The 25,595-nt window shown below is 65.8% G+C and carries 24 protein-coding genes and 1 other RNA gene; 8 read left to right on the forward strand and 17 right to left on the reverse strand.

Going from position 1 to position 25,595, the window contains the following annotated elements; translation table 11 throughout:
- Positions 1-67: 67 nt before the first annotated feature.
- From AB4Z00_RS17390 to AB4Z00_RS17410, 5 genes are all read right to left on the reverse strand, one after another.
- Entirely contained in the window at positions 68-832 is a 765-nt protein-coding gene (locus AB4Z00_RS17390) for a TIGR02186 family protein (RefSeq protein ID WP_442046720.1), read from the reverse strand.
- The gene (locus AB4Z00_RS17395) at positions 829-1,743 is read right to left on the reverse strand and encodes a sulfite exporter TauE/SafE family protein (RefSeq protein WP_132263452.1); all 915 of its coding nucleotides are present in this window, start codon (positions 1,741-1,743) and stop codon (positions 829-831) included. Before AB4Z00_RS17395 ends, AB4Z00_RS17390 begins: the two co-directional genes overlap by 4 nt.
- A 47-nt stretch (positions 1,744-1,790) precedes the next feature.
- Positions 1,791-3,050: a hypothetical protein gene (locus AB4Z00_RS17400; protein ID WP_442046721.1), complete on the reverse strand. Its 1,260-nt coding sequence runs from the start codon at positions 3,048-3,050 to the stop codon at positions 1,791-1,793.
- Complete coding sequence (locus AB4Z00_RS17405; RefSeq protein WP_243654092.1) at positions 3,047-4,414, reverse strand: glycosyl transferase family protein; 1,368 nt, start codon at positions 4,412-4,414, stop codon at positions 3,047-3,049. Before AB4Z00_RS17405 ends, AB4Z00_RS17400 begins: the two co-directional genes overlap by 4 nt.
- Positions 4,415-4,695: 281 nt before the next feature.
- The gene (locus AB4Z00_RS17410; RefSeq protein ID WP_132263458.1) at positions 4,696-5,124 is read right to left on the reverse strand and encodes a VOC family protein; all 429 of its coding nucleotides are present in this window, start codon (positions 5,122-5,124) and stop codon (positions 4,696-4,698) included.
- Between the two features lie 94 nt (positions 5,125-5,218).
- Between AB4Z00_RS17410 and AB4Z00_RS17415 the strand changes: the two genes are divergently transcribed.
- Positions 5,219-5,974, forward strand: a complete 756-nt coding sequence (locus tag AB4Z00_RS17415) for an SIMPL domain-containing protein (RefSeq protein WP_442046722.1) — start codon at positions 5,219-5,221, stop codon at positions 5,972-5,974.
- A gap of 55 nt (positions 5,975-6,029) precedes the next feature.
- Here the strand turns inward: AB4Z00_RS17415 and AB4Z00_RS17420 are convergent, their stop codons facing one another.
- Positions 6,030-6,842: a TorF family putative porin gene (locus tag AB4Z00_RS17420; protein WP_134093173.1), complete on the reverse strand. Its 813-nt coding sequence runs from the start codon at positions 6,840-6,842 to the stop codon at positions 6,030-6,032.
- 276 nt (positions 6,843-7,118) lie between these two features.
- Between AB4Z00_RS17420 and AB4Z00_RS17425 the strand changes: the two genes are divergently transcribed.
- On the forward strand, positions 7,119-7,925 hold the full coding sequence (locus AB4Z00_RS17425; protein ID WP_442046723.1) for a metallophosphoesterase: 807 nt from the start codon (positions 7,119-7,121) through the stop codon (positions 7,923-7,925).
- A gap of 92 nt (positions 7,926-8,017) precedes the next feature.
- Here AB4Z00_RS17425 and rnpB read toward each other — a convergent pair.
- From rnpB to AB4Z00_RS17445, 4 genes are all read right to left on the reverse strand, one after another.
- An RNA gene (gene rnpB / locus AB4Z00_RS17430) (RNase P RNA component class A) lies at positions 8,018-8,458 on the reverse strand.
- Between the two features lie 9 nt (positions 8,459-8,467).
- Positions 8,468-9,172, reverse strand: coding sequence for an N-acetylmuramoyl-L-alanine amidase (locus tag AB4Z00_RS17435; protein ID WP_132263465.1), 705 nt, complete (start codon positions 9,170-9,172; stop codon positions 8,468-8,470).
- A gap of 32 nt (positions 9,173-9,204) precedes the next feature.
- Complete coding sequence (locus AB4Z00_RS17440) at positions 9,205-9,846, reverse strand: histidine phosphotransferase family protein (RefSeq protein ID WP_132263467.1); 642 nt, start codon at positions 9,844-9,846, stop codon at positions 9,205-9,207.
- A 54-nt stretch (positions 9,847-9,900) separates the two neighbouring features.
- Positions 9,901-10,305, reverse strand: coding sequence for a M67 family metallopeptidase (locus AB4Z00_RS17445; protein ID WP_442046724.1), 405 nt, complete (start codon positions 10,303-10,305; stop codon positions 9,901-9,903).
- A gap of 18 nt (positions 10,306-10,323) precedes the next feature.
- On the opposite strand from AB4Z00_RS17445, the gene AB4Z00_RS17450 reads away from it, so the two are divergent.
- Together AB4Z00_RS17450 and rpoH are read left to right on the forward strand one after the other, a co-directional pair.
- Positions 10,324-11,268 carry an RluA family pseudouridine synthase gene (locus tag AB4Z00_RS17450; RefSeq protein ID WP_442046725.1) on the forward strand — a complete coding sequence of 315 codons (945 nt, stop codon included), beginning with the start codon at positions 10,324-10,326 and terminating at the stop codon, positions 11,266-11,268.
- Positions 11,269-11,362: 94 nt separating this feature from the next.
- Positions 11,363-12,265 carry an RNA polymerase sigma factor RpoH gene (gene rpoH / locus AB4Z00_RS17455; protein ID WP_132263473.1) on the forward strand — a complete coding sequence of 301 codons (903 nt, stop codon included), beginning with the start codon at positions 11,363-11,365 and terminating at the stop codon, positions 12,263-12,265.
- A 146-nt stretch (positions 12,266-12,411) separates the two neighbouring features.
- Here rpoH and AB4Z00_RS17460 read toward each other — a convergent pair whose 3' ends face one another.
- From AB4Z00_RS17460 to AB4Z00_RS17475, 4 genes are all read right to left on the reverse strand, one after another.
- On the reverse strand, positions 12,412-13,497 hold the full coding sequence (locus AB4Z00_RS17460) for an oxidoreductase (RefSeq protein ID WP_442046726.1): 1,086 nt from the start codon (positions 13,495-13,497) through the stop codon (positions 12,412-12,414).
- A gap of 29 nt (positions 13,498-13,526) precedes the next feature.
- Positions 13,527-15,152 (reverse strand): NAD-dependent malic enzyme, encoded by a 1,626-nt coding sequence (locus AB4Z00_RS17465; protein WP_314465913.1) that lies wholly within the window; start codon positions 15,150-15,152, stop codon positions 13,527-13,529.
- 94 nt (positions 15,153-15,246) lie between these two features.
- Positions 15,247-16,716, reverse strand: a complete 1,470-nt coding sequence (locus AB4Z00_RS17470; protein ID WP_442046727.1) for an alginate export family protein — start codon at positions 16,714-16,716, stop codon at positions 15,247-15,249.
- A 103-nt stretch (positions 16,717-16,819) separates the two neighbouring features.
- A complete protein-coding gene (locus AB4Z00_RS17475) occupies positions 16,820-18,142 on the reverse strand; it encodes a dicarboxylate/amino acid:cation symporter (RefSeq protein ID WP_132263481.1) in 1,323 nt (440 codons plus the stop codon).
- A 235-nt stretch (positions 18,143-18,377) separates the two neighbouring features.
- Between AB4Z00_RS17475 and AB4Z00_RS17480 the strand changes: the two genes are divergently transcribed.
- Together AB4Z00_RS17480 and AB4Z00_RS17485 are read left to right on the forward strand one after the other, a co-directional pair.
- Positions 18,378-20,090, forward strand: coding sequence for a sensor histidine kinase (locus AB4Z00_RS17480; protein ID WP_442046728.1), 1,713 nt, complete (start codon positions 18,378-18,380; stop codon positions 20,088-20,090).
- The gene (locus AB4Z00_RS17485) at positions 20,087-21,397 is read left to right on the forward strand and encodes a sigma-54-dependent transcriptional regulator (RefSeq protein WP_442046729.1); all 1,311 of its coding nucleotides are present in this window, start codon (positions 20,087-20,089) and stop codon (positions 21,395-21,397) included. Before AB4Z00_RS17480 ends, AB4Z00_RS17485 begins: the two co-directional genes overlap by 4 nt.
- Before the next feature lie 125 nt (positions 21,398-21,522).
- On the opposite strand, the gene AB4Z00_RS17490 is transcribed toward AB4Z00_RS17485, so the two are convergent.
- From AB4Z00_RS17490 to AB4Z00_RS17500, 3 genes are all read right to left on the reverse strand, one after another.
- Positions 21,523-21,906 (reverse strand): OsmC family protein, encoded by a 384-nt coding sequence (locus AB4Z00_RS17490; RefSeq protein WP_132263486.1) that lies wholly within the window; start codon positions 21,904-21,906, stop codon positions 21,523-21,525.
- A 13-nt stretch (positions 21,907-21,919) separates the two neighbouring features.
- Positions 21,920-22,816 carry a pirin family protein gene (locus tag AB4Z00_RS17495; protein ID WP_132263487.1) on the reverse strand — a complete coding sequence of 299 codons (897 nt, stop codon included), beginning with the start codon at positions 22,814-22,816 and terminating at the stop codon, positions 21,920-21,922.
- A 138-nt stretch (positions 22,817-22,954) separates the two neighbouring features.
- Positions 22,955-23,653 (reverse strand): pirin family protein, encoded by a 699-nt coding sequence (locus AB4Z00_RS17500; RefSeq protein WP_132263489.1) that lies wholly within the window; start codon positions 23,651-23,653, stop codon positions 22,955-22,957.
- Between the two features lie 119 nt (positions 23,654-23,772).
- Between AB4Z00_RS17500 and AB4Z00_RS17505 the strand changes: the two genes are divergently transcribed.
- Both AB4Z00_RS17505 and AB4Z00_RS17510 read left to right on the forward strand, forming a co-directional pair.
- Entirely contained in the window at positions 23,773-24,702 is a 930-nt protein-coding gene (locus AB4Z00_RS17505; RefSeq protein ID WP_442046730.1) for a LysR family transcriptional regulator, read from the forward strand.
- 345 nt (positions 24,703-25,047) lie between these two features.
- Positions 25,048-25,509, forward strand: coding sequence for a helix-turn-helix domain-containing protein (locus AB4Z00_RS17510; protein WP_442046731.1), 462 nt, complete (start codon positions 25,048-25,050; stop codon positions 25,507-25,509).
- Positions 25,510-25,595 lie beyond the last annotated feature (86 nt).

Here is a 25,595-nt window from a genome sequence, read left to right on the forward strand (position 1 = left end):
GCGTTTTCGTTCGAAAGCGCTAGTTCGGCGCGGTTAATTTCCGCCTAAGAGGGGCCTGCAACGCTGCCTAGCGGAGGGCGAAAAGCCGTCCGGCAAGCCAGCCCATGCCCACCGAAACGAGGACCGCCAAGAGGCCATAAGCAAAGCCGTAGTTTTCCGAGAAGTTGGCGATCGCCCTTTCGAAGCCGAGCTTGCGCACCTGGACCTGGCTGCTGGCCGAAGCGACCACCCGCCCCCGCGAAATGGCATAAGTCTCCGCCGTATAGGTGCCGATGGGCACTTGCGAGGGCAGCCGGATGCGCGCCTGGTAGAGCACTTGCTCACTGACTTTCACGCCGCCCTCCTCGTCGCGATAGAGGCCGTTGCGGCGATTGAGATCGACCAGGCCATCGGAGAATCGCGCCTGCTCGGTGGGATCGATGGCCCCGATCGGCGAGAGTTGCAGCCACTTTAGACCGAGTTCGTAGATCGCGGCCGTCTTGTCGTCGACGATGTCCTTGATCGGCCGGGTCGACGCCAGGCCATAGTAGGACGGCGCGGAACGCAATTCCGTGCTGTCCGCATTGATCCAGATGCCGGCGACTTTCTGCTTTTCGCGCAGGACGATGGACTGGGTCGGTCCCTTGAGCACGACCACGATGTCGTAATCCTGCGCGGCGCGGGAGCCTTCCGGCGTGAGGATCGCGCCGAACAGCAGCAATTCGGTGCCGGTGAAGCCTTGCCGCAGGTCCACTTCGTGCTGGGACACTTCGGGAACCAGGATCGGATCCCGCGCGCCGCCGAGCGCCAGGGCCGCGGCAAGCGCGAGAAACGGGGCCAGCCCGCGCTTCACAGCGGGGCGACCGTGTAGATCTCGTCCGGACGATAACCCAGCCCGATCGCCATGCGCCCCGCGACCAGCAGCACGATGATCGCCAGGACGAGGCGCAGCTTCACCGGGCTCGCCTTCTGGGCGAATTGCGCGCCGAGTTGCGCGCCCGTGACGGATCCCAGCAGCAGCAGCGAGGCCAGCACGATGTCGACCGCATGGGTGGTCATCGAATGCATCATCGTCGTCGCCATGGTGACGAACAGGATCTGGTAGAGCGAAGTGCCGACCACGACATTGGCACTCATGCCAAGGATATAGAGCATCGCCGGCACGAGGATGAAGCCGCCGCCCACGCCCATCAGCATCGTCAGGATGCCGGTGCCCATGCCGAGCAACAGCGGAGCAAGCGGTGAGATGTACAGCCCGGAGCGGTAGAAGCGCCAGCGCAGCGGCAGGCTGGCGACCATCGGGTGATGGCGGCGCTTGCGGGCCGCGATGGGCACCCCGGATCGCTCCGCACGGATCGTCTGGATGCTCTCCTTGGCCATCAGTCCGCCGATCGAGCCGAGCATCAGCACGTAGAGGATATTGATGACCGTATCGATCTGCCCCAGCCGCTGCAGCAGGCTGAACAGCGCCGCGCCGATGCCGGTGCCGATGATGCCGCCGGCCACCATGACCGTGCCCATGTGGTAATCCACCCCGCCCCGCCGGGTATGCGCGAATACGCCGGAGACGCTGGCGCCGGTCACCTGGCTGGCGGCGGAAGCAGCCGCCACGGTCGGCGGGATCCCGTAGAAGATCATCAACGGCGTGGTGAGGAAGCCGCCGCCCACGCCGAACATGCCCGAAAGCAGGCCCGTGATCGCCCCCAGGCCAACGATGATGAGACCGTTGACGGAGAGGTTGGCTATGGGGAGGTAGACATCCATTCCACCCCTCTCGCTACCGCAGCATCCGCCGCTAGGAAAGCCGGGAATCAGAAACCTGCGGATAGAGTGACGGCAGGCCCCGAGCCGGGATCGGCATCGCCGGCGATCCGGAACCGCCAGTCGACGGCAACCCTTCCGAATGCCCCGCGTCCCAGCGGCACGGCAAACGTCGCGCTCGGTCCGGCATCGAGCCGTCCGGCACCTTTTTGCACGCCGCCCCAGGCGCCTCCGCCCAGGCGTCCTTCCAGGCGCCCTACCGAGAACAGCCCGCGGTCGGCGCGAAACTGTCCGTCAGCAAAAGGCGTTGCGAAGGTGCCGCCGACATAGCCCGCCTGCCCGTAGGCCTCGCCCCGCCAGCCTTGCGGCAGAGGAAACGGCGGAAGCTCGGTGATCGCCATGGCCGCCGGCTGGAAACGGTGCACGCCCCCCTGCTCCGTCAATCTGGCCTCGAGTGCGGCGATGACCGGCAGCTTCGGGAAAGGCCGGGCGGAAAAGCCCAGCGCGCCAGCGGTTTCGCGCATGACCGAACTCAGCGTCGTGGTCGTGCGCATGTAGCCCGTAAGGCGCCGCGGATCGTCCAGAGAAAGGCGATAGCGCAGCACCGCGCCGGTCTGGCTGGCACCATAGGTCGCCGGCAGCGCGCCGTTGGTGATCCCCCCTGCTCCGTTGTGTCGAAGCAGCGCCCAGGAATCTCCGGACCATCGCCTGGGGAACGGCCTCGGTCCCGCGACAGGGGTTACGCTCGATGGCGGACCCGGCTGGGCCGCAAGCTGCCAGAGCGGCGGCAGGCCCGAAGGCATGCGCGACCCTGCTGCCGTGCCGGACACGAAGCGGGCCGGCGCGACATCGAAGCCGCGCGCGCCCCACTCCATCTCGCCGGGCAGGCCGCTTATCCCATACTGCATCGGGCGATCCGGACTCGCAGGAAAAGCCGCCGGCGCCCGGCTCGCTACTCCGTAACCCGGCCCGTTCACCCATACCGGCACGCGCACGAATACGGGATAAGGCTGGCCCGCCCTTGCCGGCATGGCATAACCCGGCCCGGCCATGCCCCGCTCCATCGCCAGGTATTCCAGGGGCGGATAGAGCCCCGAGCCTGGCGGCGACAGCGGGCCTTCAAAGGCATCATCGCTGCCGTTGCCAGCGAGGCCTTGTCCGCCGCCGCTTGCGACCGGAGAAGCATGAACGATGTCCGCCTCGATCGGCAAAGGACTTTGCCAGGTTGAGATCCGGCCGCCCATCCAGCCTGCCAGCACTGCCAGCAAGGCCACGAGCGGCTGTCCGCGAAAAGGCTGTGTCAGGCTCATGCTGCCGCCACTCCGCCAAGCGAGGCCGGGTGCGCATCGTGCCGGGTCTTGTCCCAGGTGACCTCGCCGCCCCTCAGCGTGCGGATGTAGGAGGCCAAGGCATCACGCCCGGCCATGATCGCGATGTAATTGGCCACCGGAATGCGCAGGATGGCGCGGAAACCTTCGGCAACCCCATATTCGCGGGTCGTGAGTGCGGCGCGCACCACGCTGCGCCACACCAGGCTGAACAGACCGACCGCGATCATCCAGGCCAGCATCGGCGGCGGCTTCGTGGCGGTTTCCCAGCCCAGGATCCGCGGAACCCCGAGAATGCCCTCGACCAGGATGAGGGCATAGCTGCTGGCGAGCACGATCGCGGTGAGAGGCCCGCGCCGGTCGCGAAGGGCCATCCAGGTATCCGCCGAACTGCCTTCCCAGCCGAGCCTTTCCCAGCCCTGGAAGGCAATGCCGTGGATCCAGCGCGTCTTCTGCCGGATCGATTCGCGGAACCGGGCCGGGAAATAGGCCCGCGTCGCGACGAGTTCCCCTTGCTCGTCCCGCACGCGAAGGAAGCGCGAGCGCCCGCCTTCGCGCGATACCAGAACGCCCAGTTCGTAATCCTCGGTGAGACATTCCGCCGCGAACGGGCCCGGATTGCCTTCGGCCAGGCGGCCTTGCGCGATCCGCTCCAGCATGTCGCGGCCGAACCCGCAGCCTACTCCAGCTGCCGGAATCGCCGCCCCCAAGGCATCGCGGACGACCAGCGACTTGGTATGAGCTTCGGTGAACTCGTCGAGATAGTGGCCGCCCACCCAGCGCGATGCCGCCTGCGGCTCCGGCCGTACCGGAATCTGCACGAAGTCCGCCGAAGCCAGACCGGCATCGACCACGGCCAGTTCGGCAGCATGGACCATGTCTTCGGCGTCGTGCAGAATGACGCAGCGATAGGCCCGGCCGCTCTGGCGTTCATCGTCGCAAAGCGCGCGGTAGAGCCGGTTCAGACAATCCGCCTTGGTGGTCGGTCCGGCGCGTTCATGGATGATCACCCGAACGCGCGCGTCCGTGCCCGCGCCCTCCATCGCTGCGCCGACAGTGGCGGCATCGTTGCCGTAGCAACCGACATAGAGCGTGAAATCGTCCTGCCGCCAGGCGGACAAGGCATGGCGGATCGTATGACCTATCACCTGGTCTTCCTGCCAGGCGGCAATGAAGATCGCCGCCTTGCCCCGCAGCGGCGCGCGGGCAGCGTCGCCCGTGATGCGCTGCGTCCGTGCCCGCCCCGTCATGCGGAACCATAGCCAGCAGCAATCGACCGCCACTTCGTCGAGAGTGCCGATGAGCACCCAGAAACCGGCGAAGAGCAAAAGCTCCTGCTCGATCATAAGCAGGCCTGAAAGCGCCTGCCGAACAAGTTCAACCAATCCCATGTTAGCCCCCGCTGGAGATCGGAATTAATCCCTGTCCCGGCTGTCGGAGGCACTGGCGCCAACCGATTCCCAAGACTTCCGTTGCGGGGCGGGAGGTATGTCCGGCGCCAGCGGCACACCAATGAACAAGCGTCTATTTCACAAAGTTAACTAACTTTTCGGGAACCCGTCCGAAAAGCCGCCGGGCGTTGCCCAATGCACTGAGCAAGCGTAGCCCGCGCCCGACGGCGTCTGGCTTACCAGCTGCCGATGTTCGGCATCGATGCCCAGGGCTCGGCGGGATCGAGACGGCCGTCCTGCAACAGCTCGACCGAAATGCCGTCCGGCGTACGGATGAAGGCCATGTGGCCGTCGCGCGGCGGGCGGTTGATCGTCACGCCGGCATCGGCCAGCGTCTGGCAGGTCGCGTAGATATCATCGACCTGGAAGGCGAGATGGCCGAAATTGCGGCCACCCTCGTACTGCTCGAACGAGCCGTCCTCGGCCGGCCAGTTATAGGTCAGCTCCACTTCGGACTCCTCGCCCGGCACGGCAAGATAGATCAGCGTGAACCGGCCCTGCTCACTCGAAAAGCGGCGGGTTTCCTGCAGGCCGATCAGTTCGAAGAAGCGGATCGTCGCGTCCGGATCGGTCACGCGGATCATGGTGTGGAGGTACTTGGTCACGGAGATTCCTTCAACTTATCGCATATGAAAAACGGTTCATCGCGGATACACACCTGTTCGGCCATGTTCCGCGAGACTTCAGGGAGAAGCCGCGATGCCTGACACTAGCCCATCCGACCCTCGCCACTCCACCTCCTTCTTGCGCGATCCTGTCGTCAGGGGCTGGCTGGCGGCCTCCACGATCCTGGCCATCGGGCTGGTGGCCGGCGGCTATCTCCTTGGCGACGGCATGAAGCGCGCGCACCGGGCGGATCGCTCGGTGACGGTTCGCGGGCTGGCGGAGCGCGACGTCACGGCCGACCTTGCGACCTGGACGATCGCCTATTCCGCCTCCGCCGGCGACCTTTCGACGGCGCAATCGGGCGTCGAGAACGATACGCAGGCGATAGAGACGTTCTTCCGCGAACTCGGGTTCCCTGCCGATGCGCTGCAGCCGACCGGGGCCAACGTGCAGCAGAGCAAGGACAATGGCGTCGTCACTTTCACTGTCCGCCAGCGCGTCACTTTGCGCACTCAGGACGTGAAGCGCGCGCAATCGGCGGTGAGGCGTCAGTTCGAACTGGTGCGCCGCGGGGTCATCCTGGAGGAAGGTTCGGGCATGGCTTTCACTTTCACCCGCCTCAACGACATCAAGCCGCCGATGGTCGCCGCTGCTACCCGCGATGCACGGGCGGCTGCCGAACAGTTCGCGCAGGACAGCGGCGCCCAGGTCGGCGCCATCAAGAGCGCGACCCAGGGCTATTTCACCATCGAAGCGCGCGACGGCGATTCGGGTGGTGGCTGGGGCGTGTCCGATACGCCCTACAAGAAGGTGCGCGTGGTCACGACCGTGGACTTCTATCTCAAGTAGAGGCAAGCCCCGCCCGGATCGCTCCGGGCGGGTCCTCCTGCAAAACGCTTGTCGATCAGAACGAGGCGGTAAGCGTGCCCACCACGGTGTCGTCCGTGTAGCTGTCGACCGAGACGCCGCTGACGCCGACATAGCTGATGCTGGCGGAAAGCGGGCCGAACAGCGTCATCGAGGCGCCGATCGAATAGTCGATGCCGGTCTTGTCGTTGAACGTCCGGGTGTCCGTGCAATAGTAACAGGGCGAAAGGACGCCGTCGGTATAGCCAAGGTGGCCGGAAACGGTGACGGGCGTGTTCGGAATGGCAACGTCGACATTGCCGTAGACGTAGAGGTTGTCCGACTTGCTGCCGTTGTTGTCGAGCAGGCCCTTCTGCTTCCAGTCGTAGGCAAGGCCCAGCTTCAGCTTGGCCGGTCCGACCTGCCCGCTGATCGAGGCGTAGGGCTCCCAATAGTTCGCGTCGCCGATCTTGCCGCTAGGGTAGACGTAATAGAGCAGCCCGGCGTCAAGCGTCAGGCCCGAAGTCACTTCGCCCGTCCAGCCGCCGATGAGATCGAGTTCCTGGTCGCCATAGACCGATCCGTCGCCCACGCCGTCGCCATCCACGTCCACTTCGCTGCTGTGAAGCGAGGAGGACCAGATGCTGGCGTAGAAACCGCTTTTGTGGGAGACGGTGATGCCGCCCTGGACGGCCAGATCGCCACCGGAGAGCGAGACGCCGCGGAAGCGATAGTCGCTGGTCAGCGCGACGTTGCCGGTCACGGTCACTTCGGAAGGCGCATCGGCCTCGTCAGCGAAAGCCGGAGTTGCTGCGATTGCACTGGATGCGAGCAGAGTGGCGGCGAAAGCGCCGCGGACGGACATAAACATGGTCATTCCCTCACTGAATTCTTCTTGGGGTGTCTCGTCCCAGCCTGCTTTGCCGCATCGCCTTTCTGTCTTGAAGGCGATTGCAGCTGCACAATATTGCTGCACCGCACCCAAGATGGTAACAAGAAAAATCTCATTCCAGAAACATTCTGGAAACCTTGTGTGGATTTTGGGCCACTACCCGCGAAGCCGGCACGCCTCGGCTTAATGCGTATGACGAAGGCCGCGTTGTGCTTGTGGGCATGAGCCGCGTTTCCTATAGTCGTCGCCAACGCAATGCTCGCGAAGATCAGAAACCTCCTCGGCCGCGCTCCCAGCGCCCGCCTTCCCCAACTGCCCATTGGACAGCGCATTTATGCGATCGGCGACATCCACGGCCGCCTGGACCTGTTCGAGCGCCTGATAGAGGCGATCGAGCGCGACGACGCCCAACGAAACAGTGCGCATAGCCTGGTCATCCTGCTCGGCGACCTGATCGACCGCGGACCGGACAGTTCCGGGGTGCTGGCCCGCGCCCGGCAATGGGCGCGCGAACGCGATGTCGAATTCATCCAGGGCAATCACGAGGAAATGCTGCTCGTCTCCCGCGACAAGCTGGACGCCTTTCGCAGCTTCCTGAAATTCGGCGGCCGCGAGACCATCCTGTCCTATGGCATGGACCCGCAATTCGTGATGGATGCCGAACTCGACGAACTGCAGCGCGCGGCGATGGAAGCCATCCCGCAGGACGATTTCGACTTCATCGACGGGTTCCAGAAGATGATCCGCGTGGGCGACTACGTCTTCGTCCATGCCGGCGTCCGACCCGAAACGCCGCTGGAAAACCAGCTGGGGCACGACTGCCGGTGGATCCGCGAACCGTTCCTCAGCCACAATGGGGAATTCGGCGGCTTCGTCATCCATGGGCATACGATCACGCAGGAACCGGAGATCCGGGGCAACCGCGTGGGTATCGACACCGGGGCCTACATGCACGGCCGCCTCACCGCCATCGGGCTCCAGGGCAGCGAGCGCTGGTTCATCCAGGCCTGCGAGAGCGAGGACGGGATCACGGTCCAGGTCGCTGCGGAAGCACCCGCTTGAGCGGTTCGGCCCCCGCTTGAGCGGTTCGGCCCCCGCCTGAGCGGTTCGACAAAGCGTGCGCGGCGATCCGGCATCGCGCGTTGTCATGAAAATGCACCGGGGAGCCTGTAAGCCGGGTTTTGTACCTGGCGTGGTCTCCCCAAGGAGGGACCTTACGCCGCGGCGGCAGCCATTCCTCTAGGCGACGCATTGCTGCGCCGCTCAAGCGACCAACCCGGGCTGCCTGGGTCCGAAACGAACCCGCCGTTCAAAGACGGCGCGCAGCCCCTATTCGGTCTTGCTCCGAGTGGGGTTTGCCATGCCGCTTTCCGTTACCGGAAGCGCGGTGCGCTCTTACCGCACCCTTTCACCCTTACCTGCCGCAAGGGACGAACCCTGTTGGCGAGGCGGTCTGCTCTCTGTGGCACTTTCCCTAAGCTTCGCCGGGCCTGAAAACCCGACTCGCCCGGCGGGCGTTACCCGCCACCCTTGTTTCGTGGAGCCCGGACTTTCCTCGCGCGTCAAAAGACGCCCGCGGCTGCCCGGCCCCCCGGTGCGAGCGGTCACCTAGCACGGCCGCTGCCCTGCTCCAACAGCAGTTCCAAGAGAATCGCGCCGATTTCTCCATCGATCTGGCCATCGATCAGTTCGGGCCGCCAGCGGCGCTGGAAAGCCGTGACCGCGGCGCGGCCGTCGGAAATGTCGTAGCCGAACCGTTCCAGCGCGAGATAGAAGGCGCCCGGATTGTCGTAGAACAAGTTCATCTTCGCGAGCGGGATCTTCAGCGCCAGCCCCAGGTCGCCCAGCCTGGCCCAGTCGAAGAACTCGCCGGGATCCTGCTTGCGGGCCGGGGCGATGTCGGAATGGCCGACGACGTTGCCGCGCGGAATGTGGTTGCGCTTGACGATATCGGCCAGCAGCGGAAGCAAGGCTTCCATCTGCGCTTCGGGAAAGGGACGATAGCCCCATTCGTGCCCGGGATTGACCAGTTCGATGCCGATCGAGGCCGAATTCACGTCGGTAACGCCCCGCCAGTAGGAGCGCCCGGCATGCCAGGCCCGCTTTTCCTCGGGGACGAGCGAGGTCACCGCGCCCGCCTCGTCGATCATGTAGTGCGCCGAGACTTCCGCCTCGGGATCGCACATCCGCTCCAACGCCTCGGCGGCGGATTTCATGCCGGTATAATGCAGCACGACCATCGAGATCGGCAACTTGCGCTCATTGAAGTTGGGCGACTTGACGATGGAATTGACAAGCCAGCGGTTCATCGTCGTCCTTCCGCCCTTCTCCGTTCAGGCCTTCACGCGCCGGGCAGCACGGCGCCGAGCACCAGCGCGTCGTCCGCCAGGGCATATTGCAGCTTGCCGCCCTGGGCATGGGCAAGTTGCTGGATCATCGCGGCCGGCGCGGTGCGGCTCGACAAGTCGCCTTCTGGCAGCGCGCCTTCGAGGGCGCGGCCGATGTCGCGGTCGAAAGCGATGCGCGGGCCGGCCGCACGCACGACGATCTCGCTCATGCCGTCGCGGAATTCCGCCGCGAGATCCAGCGTGCCGCCGCGCGGCAGCGCCTCGATGCCGATCAGGCCGAAGTTGAGCAGCGTCTTCACCGCCGGCTTGGGCAGCATATCGCTGGCGAGCGCCCAGTTCAGCACGATGCGGGCGTTGTTGGCCACCAGCGCATCGATCAGGGCGCGCGCCTCGGTGACGGGAACCATGTCGCCAAAGCCGCCCGCAGCGCCGAAGGCCAGGCGGAAGAACTTAAGCTTATCAGCCGAAATCCGCGCGCTCTGGTCCAGCAGCTCGAAGCAGCGCTGGCGCATTTCGGGGTCCTTCTCGTCCGCGAGCAGCTCCAGCCCGTTGGTCAGCGCACCAACGGGACTGAGCATGTCATGGCACAGGCGCGAACAAAGCAGGCTGGCAAGTTCGAGCGAGCTTGTGGTCATGGAACGGGGACTTCCCTTTGCAGTAATCATTCGAGTTCAGGCCGTTGCGAAGGATCATTCGACAATACGGCTCGTGACGGCCGCAAATCCTTTCCCGGTATCGCGCCAGAAAGCAACCTGCCCGTCCGCTATGATCGCCCAAACGCGCAAATCCCCGGTGGAATGTTCGCAGTCCGTGGCGGAAGGCACGGGATCGCCGGTGGGGTGGGAGTGGTAATAGCCGATAACTTGCGGTCCGCCCTGGCGCGCGGCACGGTGTGCGGCCAGCAGGACGCGGGGGTCGATCTCGAAATGACGCGCAGGCTCCGCGGCGACGTTGGCGGCGGGAATCACGCCCGCAATCCGTTCGCCGTCATTTTCCCGCGTGCCCAGCAGGATGCCGCAGCATTCCTCCGGATGGGCACGTAAAGATTCTGCATGCAATCTTGCGATCAGCTCACTTGTCACTTCGACATTCATCCCCAAATCCTACAGGCAATGGGGGCTTACGAAAACATCATCGAAGGGTTCATCGGCAGCGCGGGCGGCCGTCTGGACAAGGCGCTGGCAGAGGCCAGCGGACTTTCGCGCGAACGCGTCAAGGCGCTGATGGGCGAAGGGCGCATAACGCTGAGCGGCAAGCCGGTCTCACAGGCCTCGCTCAAGGTGGCGGGCGGCACCGCTTTCGCGATCGACGTGCCCGAAGCCGCACCGGCAGAGGCGGCCGCGCAGGACATTCCGCTGAACATCGTGTTCGAGGACGAATATCTCGTCATCGTCGACAAGCCGGCCGGTCTCGTCGTGCATCCGGCGGCGGGCAATCTCGACGGAACCCTGGTCAACGCCCTGCTCCATCACTGCCGCGGCCAGCTTTCCGGCATCGGCGGCGTGGCGCGGCCGGGAATCGTCCATCGAATCGACAAGGACACGTCCGGCCTGCTCGTCGTCGCCAAGACCGACAAGGCGCATGAGGGCCTGGCCGCGCAGTTCGCCGACCATTCGATCGCACGCGCCTACCGGGCCGTCGTGTCCGGGCGCCCCATCCCGATCGCGGGAACGGTGCGCGGCGCCATCGCCCGGTCGAGTGTCAACCGCAAGAAAATGGCCCTGGTGGAGGACGGGCGCGGCAAGCATGCCGTCACCCATTACAAGACACTGGAAACGCTGAAGAACGCATCGCTCGTGGAGTGCCGGCTGGAAACCGGAAGGACGCATCAGGTGCGCGTTCACATGTCGTCAATCGGGCATTCGCTATTGGGAGACCCTGTATATGGTCGTACCCCAACTGCGATTCGTCCGATCCTCCAGCGACTCGGCTTCGTCCGTCAGGCTCTTCATGCCGCGGAACTCGGCTTCGTCCATCCCGTTACTGGAGAGAGAGTCCATTTCATCAGTCCGCTGCCCGACGACATGCAGACGCTGATCGATGAACTGCGAAACTGAAATCGGATAATTGTGCTATCTTGAACAGGTGGCCGCAAGCTAAGACGCCTCGCAAGGGTCTTCGACCGCGGGCCGACCGGAAAGGACGGATATTGTGAGCAAGGAACGTAATCTCCCGGCGGTGCCGGCACTGGGCGGTGAGCAGAGCCTCAACCGTTACCTGTCCGAGATCCGCAAGTTCCCGCTTCTCGCGCCCGAGCAGGAATACATGCTCGCCAAGCGCTACAAGGAGCATGAGGATCCGGCGGCAGCCGGCCAGCTGGTCACCAGCCATCTTCGCCTCGTTGCGAAGATCGCCATGGGTTACCGCGGCTATGGCCTGCCGGTCTCGGAACTCATCTCCGAAGGCAACATCGGCCTCATGCAGGGCGTGAAGAAGTTTGAACCCGATCGGGGCTTCCGCCTCGCCACTTATGCTATGTGGTGGATCAAGGCCTCGATTCAAGAGTACATCCTGCGTTCGTGGTCGCTCGTGAAGATGGGCACCACGGCCGCGCAGAAGAAGCTGTTCTTCAACCTTCGCCGCATGAAGAAGAACCTCGACGCTTACGAGGATTCGGATCTTCATCCGGACGATGTCGCCAAGATCGCTACCACGCTCGGGGTTTCCCAGCAGGAAGTGGTCAACATGAACCGGCGCATGATGATGGGCGGCGATGCGTCGCTGAACGTCTCCCTGCGCGAGGAAGGCGAAGGACAGTGGCAGGACATCCTGGCGGATGAACGCCCGCTTCAGGACGAAACCGTTGCCGATGCCGAAGAAGCCACCGTGCGCCACGCCATGCTGGTGGAGGCCATGGACGGCCTTAACGAGCGGGAGCGTGACATCCTGATGGAACGCCGCCTGACCGAAGACCCCAAGACGCTCGAAGAGCTGAGCCAGGTCTATCACGTCAGCCGCGAGCGCGTCCGCCAGATCGAGGTGCGCGCTTTCGAGAAGCTGCAGAAGGCGATGAACCGCATCGCCAGCGACCGCAAGCTCCTGCCCGCGGGCTGAGCTTCGGCTGCAAGGAAATGAGAAACGGGCCGTCCGAAAGGGCGGCCCGTTTTCGTTTGGGCTGCTTGCGCGAAACGGGTTCGGGATGACGGCGGCGAAGGACCCGAGAGGTGGGTTCTTCGGCTGCTGTCACGACCAGGACAGGCTCACCCGGCCCGGCTTGCCGTCCAGGCCGCGCGCTCGGCTTCGGTCAGCGGCAGCTCCATGCTGCGTCCTTCCGCAGCAGATCGCTCTGCCGCCTCGATCACGGCCATGACCGCGAGCGACTGGATCGGCGGCACCGGATTGGCCGCCCTGCCCCGCGCCGCTTCTCCCACCAGGCGATAGAACGCGCGCTGGTCGCCGGGTTCGGCCGGAAGACGGCTCGCCTGTCCTTCGCCATTGTAAAGCACGAGCGGATCGGGGTCCTCTCCCCACCCTTCAGCGCCAGGCGCCATGCCGGAGAGCAACTGGCTTTCCTGCACGTCCATGCCCTGCTTGACGGCGCTGCCGCCGGTTCCGTGGACGATGAAGCGCGGCACGCCGCCCGCCACCAGCATCGAGGCATGCAGAACCGCCCGCTTCGCGCCGAACTCCAGCACCACATGGGCCCAGTCAGCGCTGCGCGCGCCTTCGCGCTGGAGTGCCAGAGAAGCCGTGACCCGGTCCGGCAAGCCCAGCAGCAGCAGCGCCTGGTCGACGAGATGAGGCCCCAGATCGAACCAGATGCCGGCGCCCGGTCCATCGTTCTCGCGCCAACGGTCACGCACTTGCGGGCGGAAGCGGTCGAAGTGGCTTTCGAGATGGGAGACTTCGCCGAGAAGGCCCTCTTCGATGGCCTTGCAGATGCTGCGAAAATCGCTGTCCCAGCGGCGATTGTGGAACACGGTGAGCTGGCGGCCGGTCTCTTCGGCCAAGGCGATCAGCGCGCGGGCCTCGGCCATGTCGAGCGTGAAGGGTTTGTCGACGACGACGTTCTTGCCCGCGCGCAAGGCGGCCTGGGCCAGCGGGAAGTGCGTATCGTTGGGTGTGGCCACGACCACCAGATCGAGTTCTGCATCGCCCAGCAGGGCCGCGGGGTCGGCATGCACCGTCGCACCGGGGAACGCGGCCAGGACCTTGTCGGCGCTCCGGCTGGCGACGCCGACCAGTTCCAGCCCTTCCACCGCGCCGATCAGCGGAGCGTGAAACGTGGCCCCGGCATAGCCGTACCCGAGGAGGCCGACCTTGAGAGCTTCGCTTGCCGGGGTCATGTCGTGTTCCTTCTCGGGCTAGTGGCCGTTCAGGCGTATTGGGCCTGCCACATGCTGGCGGCAATGCTTTCCCGCGTCAGCGCATCCGGCTCGGCCGTGGCGAGACCCTCGGCCTGTGCCTGGGCCGCCACCACGACGGCGATTTCCAGTGCCACGTCGCGAAGCTCGGTCACGGCGGGCAGCAGGCCGTCGTGATCGGCGCGGCTCAGTTCGCCCAGGCGGCGCGCGGCAACCATGAACATGCCGTCGCTGATCGCGGTCGCCCCGCTCGCCAGCGCGCCAAGGCCGACACCGGGGAAGACATAGACGTTGTTGACTTGCGTGACGCCCGGCGTGCCGAAGGGACTGCCGGTGCCGACGATCGCCTTGCCGCCGGTCCACTCCAGGATGTCCGCGGGATGGGCTTCGGCGCGCGAGATGGGGTTCGACAGCGGGAAGATCACCGGGCGCTCGACGTTTTCGGCCATGGTGCGGACGGTGCGCTCATCGAAGGCCGCTTTCTGGCCCGATGTGCCGATCAGCACGGTCGGGTGGACATTGGCGACCACTTCCTGAAGCGAGATCATGTTCTGGCCGCTGACGTTCCAGCCTGCGATCTCTGCCGGATCGCGGGCAAGGCGAAGCTGCTGCGGCGGCAGGCGGGGCACGTCGGAAAGGATCAACCCGTCCCTGTCGACCGCCCAGATCCGGGCGCGCGCGGACCTGTCGTCGAGACCTTCGGCGACCATAGCCTGGACCAGCATCTCCGCCACGCCGCTGCCCGCCGCGCCCGCGCCGAAGAGCACGACGCGCTGCTCGGTCAGCGGCACGCCGGTCCTGCCGATCGCTGCCAGAAGCGTGCCGACGGCCGTGGCGGCGGTGCCCTGGATGTCGTCGTTGAAGCTGAGCAGCCGGTCACGATAGCGGACCAGGAGATCGTAGGCGTTCTTGCCCGCGAAATCCTCCCACTGGAGCAGGACGCCGGGGAAGCGGTCATCCACGGCGCTGACGAAAGCCTCGACGAAATCGTCGTAGTCCTGCCCCCGGACGCGCCCGGCACGCCAGCCCACATAGAGCGGGTCTTCGCGGCGCGCATGGTTGTCAGTGCCGAGGTCGAGCAGGATCGGCAGGACTTCGGAAGGGTGGATGCCGGCGCAGGCGGTATAGAGCGCCAGCTTGCCGATGGGGATGCCCATGCCGCCCGCGCCCTGGTCTCCCAGGCCGAGAATGCGTTCGCCGTCGCTGACGACGATCACTTTGACCCGGTCATAGGCGGGGTCGGCCAGGATGTCGGAAATGCGGTCCTTGTTGGGGTAGCTCAGGAACAGGCCGCGCGGGCGGCGCCAGATCTCGCTGAAGCGCTCGCAGCCCTCGCCCACGGTGGGTGTATAGACCAGCGGCAGCATGCGCGGCAGGTCGCTCTGGACCAGCGCATGGAACAGCACTTCGTTCGAATCCTGAAGCTCGCGCAGGAAAGCGTAGCGCTGGAAGTCGCTTTCCTTTTCCTCCAGCGCCTTGCGGCGGCGCTCGATCTGGCTGTCCAGCGTGCCGACATGGGGCGGCAGCAGGCCATGGAGGCCGAACTCGTCACGCTCCTCGGCGGTGAAAGCGGTCCCCTTGTTGGTCAGGGGATCGGAAAGCAGCGCACGGGCGGCAGCGTGACGGGTGGGAGACATCGACGACCTTTCCTTCACAGCATTTTCAGGTCAGGCAGGCCGCCTGACGACTCGAAAAAATGCTTCAAACCAATGATCCAGGGCGAATTTCGCCCTAGAAACGCAGACTCAGCCAGCCCGCCAGGAAATCGGAGCTGCGGTATCCCGCATCGGTCAGCGCGGGGCCGGCTTCGAGATGCTCGTAGCGCCCGGTGAGCGAGACGCGGGGCGAGATCTGCCAGACCGCCTGCAAGCGGGCGAGTTCGGCGATCTTGCGCGCCCGGCCGTTCTGGGTGCCGGCAAAGGGTTGGCCGTTGGCCCGATAGACGGCATCGGTGACACTGTCACGCCAGGCGAAGCGGTATTCGGCATTCACTTTCACGTTCTTCAGCGGCGTGAAGCTGAAAGTGGGCGCGATGGCGCGCAAGTTGCTGGGCGTCAGGTAGAGCTGGTAGCTGAAATAGACGTTGTTGCCGAAAGGCGAGTAGGCATCGCGCAGCTTGCCGTCGCCATAGCCGCCCCCGCCGCTGGCATAGTCCGCGCTGAGCCCGATCCGCGGCGCTGACTTCGACGCCCCCAGCCGGTAGGACTGCGCCAGCAGCACCTGCCAGGCGTCGATCTTCTGGTCGATGAATTCGCCCCACTGGTGGTTCACCGTCCAGTCGAGGTTGATCGGCCCGGCATCGCCGTAGACGTGGACCCCGCCGTAATAGCGCGTGGCCGGGCCGATCCGCCCTCCCCAAGTACCCACGCCGTTACGGCGCCGCCAGAGGAAGGGATCCACGAAGAGCTTCGAATCGCCCAGGAACGTCTTCGGCACGGCATAACCCAGCGTCACGCCGGAAAAGCGGCGCTCGGGATCGCTCTTGTCGTCGCCGATGCCGTCCTCGCCATAAGCGGTGGGGCGCAAGTCGAAGACGTCCGCCCGCACCGCCTTGCCGCGCGCCCAGGCCCGCACGCCGTTGAGCGTGTAGTGGATGGTGTTGTTGTCGCGCTGCGACGTCAGCAGGTTGGGTCCGTCCACGAACTCCTGCCGCCCATAGCGGATGCCCACGTCCAGCCCTGCCAGCCGTCCATTGGCCTCCGCGAAATACTGCTGGGCGACGAGGCCGTTGCTCATGTTGGTGGCGGGCGTGCCGATGTTCTCGCCCGCGAGGCCGGCATGGGCCAGTTCCCCGTAGAAGCGCAAATGCGGGCCGACATGGACGTCGGCGCCCACCACCATGCGGCTGATGTCCTGCCGCTGGGCCTCGGCCTCGCGCAAGTTGGGATTGGTGGTCTGGTTGACCCGCAGGCGCAGTTCGCCCGAAAGCGTGACGTAGATATCTCCGGTCTCGTTGAGGGCCAGAAACTTGAGCCGGTCGAGAAAATCGTCGCGCTTCTTGGTATCGGCCATGGACCGCCAGTCCTCGGCCCAGCGGGAGATGCTGTAGCCGTTAGTGACGGCGCCGTCGCCATTGGAGGAAACCGGGTAGATCGGGGCTTTCGCCTCGTCTGCCAGTGCAGCGGTGGGGGCTGCGAAAAGCGCCGGAGCCGGGGCGCAGCAAAGGGTGGCGGCAAGCAGCCGCGGAAGACCGGTCTTCATGGGGATGATTCCTGTGCGGGGCCGCAGCCCCGAGGGTCAGTGTCCGTTTGAAAAATGCCCGCGGGGCATTTTCAAAGCGGCACCGGCCCCAAACAATCTCGGGTCAGACGAGCGCGGGGCTCGCGGTGGCAGCGGGCTCGCGATTGGCGAGCACGGCCTTGAACCGCTCGGTGTCGAGCTGGCCTTCCCAGCGCGAGACCACCACCGTCGCCACGGCATTGCCGATGAAGTTGGTGAGGCTGCGGCATTCCGACATGAAGCGGTCGACGCCCAGGATCAGCGCCATCCCCGCGACCGGCACCGAAGGCACGATCGACAGTGTGGCGGCCAGGGTGATGAAGCCCGCGCCGGTGACGCCCGCCGCACCCTTTGACGAGAGCATGGCCACGCCCAGCAGCAGCACTTGCTGGCCCAGCGTCAGTTCCACGTTGCAGGCCTGCGCGATGAACAGCGCCGCCAGCGTCATGTAGATATTGGTGCCGTCGAGATTGAAGCTGTAGCCCGTGGGAACGACGAGGCCGACGATGCTCTTGGGGCAGCCGGCGCGCTCCATCTTCTCCATCAGCGAAGGCAGCGCGCTTTCCGAGGAAGACGTGCCCAGCACCAGCAGCAGTTCGGCCTTGAGGTAGGAAATCAGCGAGAAGATCGAGAACCCTGCCAGCCGCGCGACCACGCCCAGCACCACCACCACGAAGAGCGCGGAAGTCAGGTAGAAAGTCGCGACGAGGCCCACGAGGTTGGCAAGGCTGCCGACGCCGTACTTGCCGATGGTGAAGGCCATGGCGCCGAAAGCACCGATCGGCGCGGCCTTCATGACGATCGAGACCAGCTTGAAGAACACCAGCGACACGTCTTCCAGCAGCGAAAGCGGACGCGCACCGCGGTCGCCCAGCATGGCCAGCGCAATACCGAAGAGAATGGCGATCACCAGGACCTGAAGGATATTACCCTGGGTCATGGAGGAGAGGAATGTGTCCGGGATCATTTCCATCAGGAACCCGGTGATCGACGTTTCGTGTGCCTTCTCGGAGTAAAGTGCGACCTTCGAGGCATCGAGCGTGGCGGGATCGATGTTCAGGCCCTGGCCGGGACGAACCACATTCGCGACGGCCAGCCCGACGATCAGCGCCAGGGTAGAGAAGAAGAAGAAATAGCCGAACGCCTTGCCCGCCACCCGGCCCACCGAGCGCAAGTCGCGCATGGAGGCGATGCCGGTGACAATGGTCAGGAAAATGACCGGCGCGATCACCATCTTCACCAGCTTGATGAAGGCATCGCCAAGCGGCTTCAGCGCCTCACCCGTGGCCGGGGCGAAGTGGCCCAGCGTCACGCCCGCCGCGATGGCGACGAGCACTTGCACATAGAGATGTCCGTACCAGCGCTTTGGCGCGGTCGGTTCGTGCGTGTCGGACAACTGGGCGTGCATGGTAAGGCCTTCCTTCCTCTCTCGGGCACGCTCAAGACTTATGCTTATCGCGTGCCGGGCAGAAACTGTTCGATTCCACGCTGCGGCAAAAGCAGTTTTTGCATTCATTGGAAATGGCTGATTTCCAGGCCTTTACGGCGGAGGGATGCGGAGCCGAGGGGCAACAATCGGCACATTGCGTTGCAGCGATGTGCAGAAATTTGCACATCGCTCGCTGCCGGTCTAGGCTGGCGCAGTGAATCGTCGCCACACGCTCTACTGGCTGCTGGCAGCCCTGGCCGCCGCGCTCCTTGCCGCGGGTCTGGCCGGCGAATTCGTGCGCCAGCGCGCCACCGCGGCGTTCTCCGCATCGGTCGCTGCCGACGCACGGCTGCGCCAGTCCTTGCTCGACAGCGAGATCGCCCGGTTCCGCCTGCTGCCGCAGACCCTGGCGGACGACCGCGACGTGATCGCCGCCGCCAATCGCGAAAGCGGCGCGGACGCGCGGCTCAATGCCAAGCTGGAATCCTTCGCCGGCCAGATCGGCGCCTCGGCCATCTACCTGGTGGGAGAAGACGGGTTCGCGATCGCCGCCAGCAACTGGCGCCACCGCGACAGTTTCGTCGGCCGCGACTACCGCTTCCGGCGCTATTACCGCGACGCCCTGCGCCGCGGCGACGGCGCCCAGTTCGCGCTGGGCACCGTGAGCCATCGCCCCGGCCTCTACCTGGCGCGAAAAGCCGCCGGGGACTGTGTGATCGTCATCAAGCTCGACTTCGACCGGATCGAGGCCCAGTGGCGCACGGCAGGCGGCGAGACCTTCGTGACCAACCGCAACGGGGTGGTCCTCGTCGCCAGCCGCCCCGCCTGGCGCTTCGCCATGACGCGCCCGCTCGATCCTGCCCTTCAGCGGGCCATTGCCGGCGACATCGGAATTCCGCGCCTGACGCCCGCCCGCTTCTCCAGCGACGGTGACGGCCTGCTGCACATGCCCGAACGCAGCGGACGCCTGCTTCTTGCCACCAGCGCGCCCAACCGCGACCAGTGGCAGGTCAATCTGGCATTGCCGATCCGGGTCGCCGTCACCACGCCGATGCGCAGCGCCCAGGCCGTGGCCGCGACTTTGGCCCTGCTCGCCGTCGGCGCCCTCTGGTGGCTCGCCCAGAGCAACCGCCGCCGCCGTGAACGCACTGCCCAGCTGGAAGCCGCCGTCACCGAGCGGACGGCCGAACTGCGCCGCGAGATGGAGGAGCGCAGTGCGCTCGAACAGCGCGCGGCCCTGCTGCGCGAGGAACTCCGCCTCGCCAATCGCCTCGCCACGCTGGGACAAGTCACGGCCAGCGTCGCTCACGAAACCGCGCAGCCCGTGGCCGCGATCCGCAACTATGCCAGCTCGGCCGGGCAATTGCTGGACCTCGGTGCGGCCGCGGAAGTGCGCGAGAATCTTTCCGCTATCGACCGCCTTGCCGAACGCATCGGCATCATCACCGCGCAGCTGCGCGGCTTCGCCCGCAAGGGCAGCACCGGCGAGAGCGCGGTGCCGCTGGCCGAAGTGCTCGACGGCGCGCGCCTCCTGCTCAAGGAGCGCCTTGCCGCGCTGACCTTCGAAACCCCGGCGATTCCCCACGGCCTCAAGGTTCGCGGTGACAAGGTGCGGCTGGAACAGATCCTGGTGAACCTCCTCCAGAATGCGATCGAAGCGCTCGCCGGGCGCGCGGCGCCCCGCATCATCCTGTCGCTGGCGATCGAGGGCGAAACGCTGCGCATCACTGTCGCCGACAATGGCCCCGGCATCGCGCCGGACATCGCGGATCGCCTGTTCACGCCCTTCGCCACCAGCCGCGCCGAAGGGCTCGGGCTGGGCCTGGTGATCGCGCAGGACATCGCGCAGGAGTTCGGCGGCGCCCTGCGCCTCGTGCCCAGCGACACCGGCGCCGCCTTCGAACTGCAATTGAGACTGGCCCGATGACCGACCTTTCCGCCGGCACCCGCCGCGTCGCCCTCGTCGAGGACGACGAAGACCTTGCCCGTTCGACGGCACAGCTGCTGAAACTCGCCGGGTTCGAAGTCGAAAGCTTCCCGGCCGCCGCCCCGGCGCTGGCGGCGCTCACCGCCGACTGGCCTGGCGTGGTCGTTACCGACGTGCGTATGCCGCACGTCTCCGGCATCGACCTGTTCCGCCAGCTTCACAAGCGCGATGCCGATCTGCCCGTCGTGCTGGTCACCGGCCACGGCGACATCGAGATGGCGGTACAGATGCTCAAGGCGGGCGCCTGGGACTTTCTCACCAAGCCTTTCGCGCCCGAGGCGCTGATCGCCGCCGTCACCCGCGCCGCCACCGCGCGCGGGCTGACGCTGGAAAACCGCCGCCTGCGGGCCATGTCGCAAGATGCCGACGCGCCGCTGTTCCTGGGCGAAAGCCCCGCCATCCGCAGGCTTCGCGAGATGGTACCGGTGCTGGCCAATGCGGATATAGACCTGTTCATCGAAGGCGAGACCGGCACCGGCAAGGACCTCCTCGCCCGCCTGATCCACCGCGCCGGAAAGCGCGCGCGCCACCGCTTTCTGCCGCTGGCCTGCGCCGGGATGCCCGAGGCGCTCGCGGAACCGCTCTTCACTGCAACCGGCATCGACGAACCCGGCCTGGCCGCGGCCCATCGCGGCACGCTCTACCTCGACGATATCGACCGCGGCCCGGCGCACTTGCAGGAGCGCCTGCTGCCCTTCGTGGAGCAGCGCGTCCTGCGCCGCCGGGGCGAGGCCATGCCCGTCGACGTGCGCGTGATCTCCACCAGCCAGGACGCGGCTGACGGCCCGCCGCCCTCGCTGCTGCCGCCGCTGTTCTACCGCCTCGCCGCCATGCGCCTACGCATCCCGCCGCTACGGGAAAGGCGCGAGGACATCCCCGCTCTCTTCGCCCGCTTCGCCGGCGATGCCGCCAGCCGCGTCGCCCGCGAGCTTCCGCCCGTCACCGCGGCGGTCCGCACGATGCTGGAACGCCATGACTGGCCAGGGAACGTGCGGGAACTCGCCAATTTCGCGGAGCAGTTCGTGCTGGGCCTCGGCGATCCCTCGCCCACGCCCTCCCCTTCGGGCAACAAGGGCCTGACCGAGCGGGTCGACGCCTTCGAGCGCGAGGAAATCGTCGCCGCCGTGATCGCCGCTAACGGGGAGATCGGCGCGGCCATCCGCGCGCTCGATCTGCCGCGCAAGACGTTCTACTACAAAGTGAACAAGCATGGGATCGACCTGGGGGCACTGCGGCAGAAGGGCTGAAGAGGCACAACACCTCCCTTCGTCATTGCGAGGAGGCGAAGCCGACGCGGCAATCCAGGAGCCGCACTAAGCCGCCCCTGGATTGCTTCGCTACGCTCGCAAAGACGAGGAAGAGAGCGAGAACTTCAAACCAGCTCGGTCTCGATCGGCAGCCCCGACTTCAACGTCAAAGTCACGGGTGTCCGCTCGGCAATATCGGCAAGCCGAGCCTTCTGCTCCTCGTCGAGGCCCACGATCGAGAGCTTGCGCTCGATATGCATCTGGTCCTTCGCACCCGCGAGCCGCAAGTCGACATCGACAGATACCAGGGGCCAGCCCTTGCGACTGGCGTACATCTTCAACGTGATCGCCGTGCAGGCCCCCAGGCTGGCGAGCAGCAGGTCGTAAGGCGCCGGTCCCGCCCCCTGCCCGCCGAGCGCCTGGGGCTCGTCGGCCGTGATCGCGTGACCGCCGACCACGATCTCGGTGCGCCAGGGGGTTTCGCCGATATGCGCGGTTCCATGTGCCATGGTGTGAAGCTCCTCAGGCCGGAAGGGGGATGAATTCGCTCTCGTCGGGCACGCGGTCGAAGCGCTGGGCTTTCCAGTCGTCCTTGGCCTGCTCGATGCGGTCGAGCGAGGAAGAGACGAAGTTCCAGTAGATATGGCGCTTCTCCGGCAGTGGCTCCCCGCCCAGCAGCATCAGGCGCGTGCCGCCCTTGGCCTTGAGGATGACCTCGGCGCCGGGCTTGAACACCACCAGTTCGGTCTCCTTGAAGCTGCCGGTCTGCCCCTCCACTTCGACTTCGCCGCCAACGACATAGATCGCGCGTTCGACGTGCTCGGCCTTCACCTGGTAGCGCGCACCGTCGAGCATGACGATATCGGCGTAGACCATGTCGGAATAAGTCTTGAGCGGCGAGGTCAGGCCGTCGGCCGTACCGGCGATCAGCGTCAGGCGCGTTCCGGCATCCTCGGTCACGGGGATCTCGTCCGCCTTGTGGTGGGCGAAGGCCGGCGCGATCTCTTCGGCTTCCTTCGGCAGGGCGATCCAGGTCTGGAGCCCGAACAGCTTGCCGCCGCTGGCGCGGACTTCGGGAGACGTGCGCTCGGAATGGACGATGCCGCTGCCCGCGGTCATCCAGTTGACCTCGCCGGGCCGGATCGCCTGAACGGAGCCGAGGGAATCGCGGTGGAGGATCTCGCCTTCGACGAGGTAGGTCAGCGTGGAAAGGCCGATGTGCGGATGCGGGCGTACGTCGAGGCCTTCGCCGCTGCGGAACACCGCCTCACCCATCTGGTCGAAGAAGATGAAAGGGCCGACCATGCGGCGCTGCGCAGTGGGCAGCGCGCGGCGGACCTGGAACCCGTCCCCAAGGTCGCGAACGGGGGGAAGAACGACAAGGTCTACACCTTCGATATCGGATGAGCGAACGGTCATGGGGCAATCCTTCCTTACGCTTCTTTTGTATGCCTGAGCGCCGGGGAAGAAGGTCGGCGCCGATCTGGTAAATTGCAATCCGGGAGATGAGGGAGCGGACGATTTCCGCCCGCTCCCCAACTCGTTTCGGCCTTGGTGTCAGGCCGCGTCGACCAGGACGATCTCGCTGTCCTCGATCGCGGTCACCCGCAGGACGTCGAGGTCGCTGATGGCCGCCCCGTCACGGGCGTTGACGCGCACGTCCTCGATCTGCACCGCGCCGATGGCCGGCACCAGGTAGGCCTTGCGGTCCTTGCCCAGCGGATATTCTGCGGTTTCGCCGGCCTTGAGCGTGGCGCCGATGACGCGGGCATTGGTGCGGATCGGCAGCGCATCGTTGTCATTCTCGTAACCCGATGCCAGCGTGACGAACTGGCCCGACCGGTCGCCCTTGGGGAAGGGCTTGGCGCCCCAGCTCGGTTCTTCGCCGTCGCGGGTCGGGATGATCCAGATCTGGAAGATCTTCGTCGTCACGTCCTCAAGGTTGTATTCCGAGTGCGTGATGCCGGTGCCCGCGCTCATCACCTGGACGTCGCCGGCCTCGGTGCGGCCCTTGTTGCCCAGGTTGTCCTGGTGAGTGATCGCGCCCTCGCGGACATAAGTGATGATTTCCATGTCGCGGTGGGGGTGCGGCGGGAAGCCGGTCTGCGGCGCGATCGCATCGTCGTTCCAGACGCGCAGGTTGCCCCAGTGGACGCGGGCCGGATCGTGATAGCCGGCGAACGAGAAGTGATGCTTGGCGTCGAGCCAGCCGTGGTTGGCACCACCGAGGCTGTCATAAGGGCGAAGTTCGATCATATCCTGTCTCCGGGGGCGGCGGGGTGAGGTGCCGCCCTCTCTTGAAACCCCATATAGACTTGCCTGCATTTCAAGTTCAGAGGGATAAAATCGACCTGACTGTTCTAGGAGATTGAAAAGTGAGCAACCCCGGTACGCCGACCCTGGACCAGCTGCGCATCTTCCTGGCCATCGTCGACACCGGCAGTTTCGCTGCCGCCGGGCGCAAGCTGAACCGTGCGGTCTCCGTCATCAGCTACGGCATCGCCAACCTCGAAGCCCAGCTCGGCGTCCTGCTGTTCGAACGCGAAGGCACGCGCAAGCCGCAGCTTACCGTAGCCGGCCGTGCCGTCCTGTCGGAAGCGCGCGGCGTGGCCGAGGGGATCGACGGATTGCGCGCCAAAGTGAAAGGCCTGCTCGACGGTCTGGAAGCCGAAGTCGACCTGGCGGTGGACGTCATGTTTCCGGCCGAGCGCCTCGGCGTGATCCTGCGGGCCTTTGCCGCGGAATTTCCGACCGTGCAGCTGCGCCTCCATGTGGAAGCGCTAGGCGCGATCACTGCGATGGTGCTCGACGGCACGGCGGTGGTCGGCCTGTCCGGCCCGCTTTTTGCCGGTGTCGACGGGTTGGAAAGCGTTTCGGTCGGCTCGGTGGCGATGGTGCCCGTGGCCGCGCCCGACCATCCGCTCGGCCGCATGGACCTGATCCCGCCCGGCGCCGGCCGCGAATATACGCAGCTGGTGCTCAGCGACCGCTCGCGCTTCACCGAGGGCAAGGACTTCTCGGTCATGAGCCCCAAGACCTGGCGCCTCGCCGACCTTGGCGCCAAGCACGCCCTGCTGCGCCAGGGCATCGGCTGGGGCAACATGCCGCTGCCGATGATCGAGGCCGATCTCGTGTCCGGCACCCTGATCCGCCTGTCGATGCCCGATCACCCCGGCGGCATCTACCGCTTCGGCGGCATCTGGCGCCGCGACACGCCGCCCGGCCCCGCGGCCGCCTGGCTGCTCGACCGCTTCGTGGCCCAATGCGAGATCGACGAGACGCTGATCGCTCTCCCGGATATCTGAATTAAAAGCGTAAATGGGGGAAAAGCCGGCTGGCAATAGTAAAAATCCCCCATTCCCGAAAGGAAGCAAGACTGCAATCTCCATAGACTATGAAGATGGGGCCTGATGATTCGGGCGGTGAACAGACTTTTCGTATCGAATTACTATGCGACAATCACCGTTATCGAGATTTGCCCCATCATCGCGATTGCCCCTGCCGTAGAGGTCGGATCGGTCGTCGAGCTTGGAGAGTTGGTCATGCTTCACGGAGTCCTGAGCACGACGACGACGAATACGGGACAGGATTCAAGACATTACCACGCTGAACCGCCGGCAATCCCGCAGGCCATCCCTTTAGCCAAGGCAATGGACACCGGCGGGGTGGGGCCGGACAGCCTCGCGCTGGCCAGAAGCCGATTGGCGGAGCACGACCTGCTCGTTCCGGTCGCGCCGCAGTCCGTCCCTGATGGCGACTCATCCGCCAAGGGCGGACTTGCAGGCTGGCAGCTGCGCAGGGTCATCGGCCATATCGAGGAGAATCTCGGCCAGTCGCTGGCCTGCTGCGAACTGGCCGCCGTGGCGCGGCTCAGCACCGGGCACTTCTGCCGCGCCTTCAAGACCAGCGTTGGCGAACCGCCCCATGCCTACGTCATCCGCCAACGCATTCGCCACGCCCAGCGCCTGATGCTGCGGACCGACGATGCCTTGTCCGAAATCGCCTGCATCTGCGGCCTGACCGACCAGGCCCACCTCACCCGCCTCTTCCGCCGCGTGGTGGGCAACACGCCCAGGGCCTGGCGCAACCGCTGGCGGCCGCTCACCGACTGACGGTCCCTTTCCCGACACCCTGCGTTCGATCCCGGCGGCGACCATGCCGGGACCACGTTCGGCGCGCCTCCGGCGTACCCGAACTC

The organism is Novosphingobium sp. YAF33 (assembly GCF_052113265.1).
In the GTDB taxonomy this organism is placed as follows: domain Bacteria; phylum Pseudomonadota; class Alphaproteobacteria; order Sphingomonadales; family Sphingomonadaceae; genus Novosphingobium.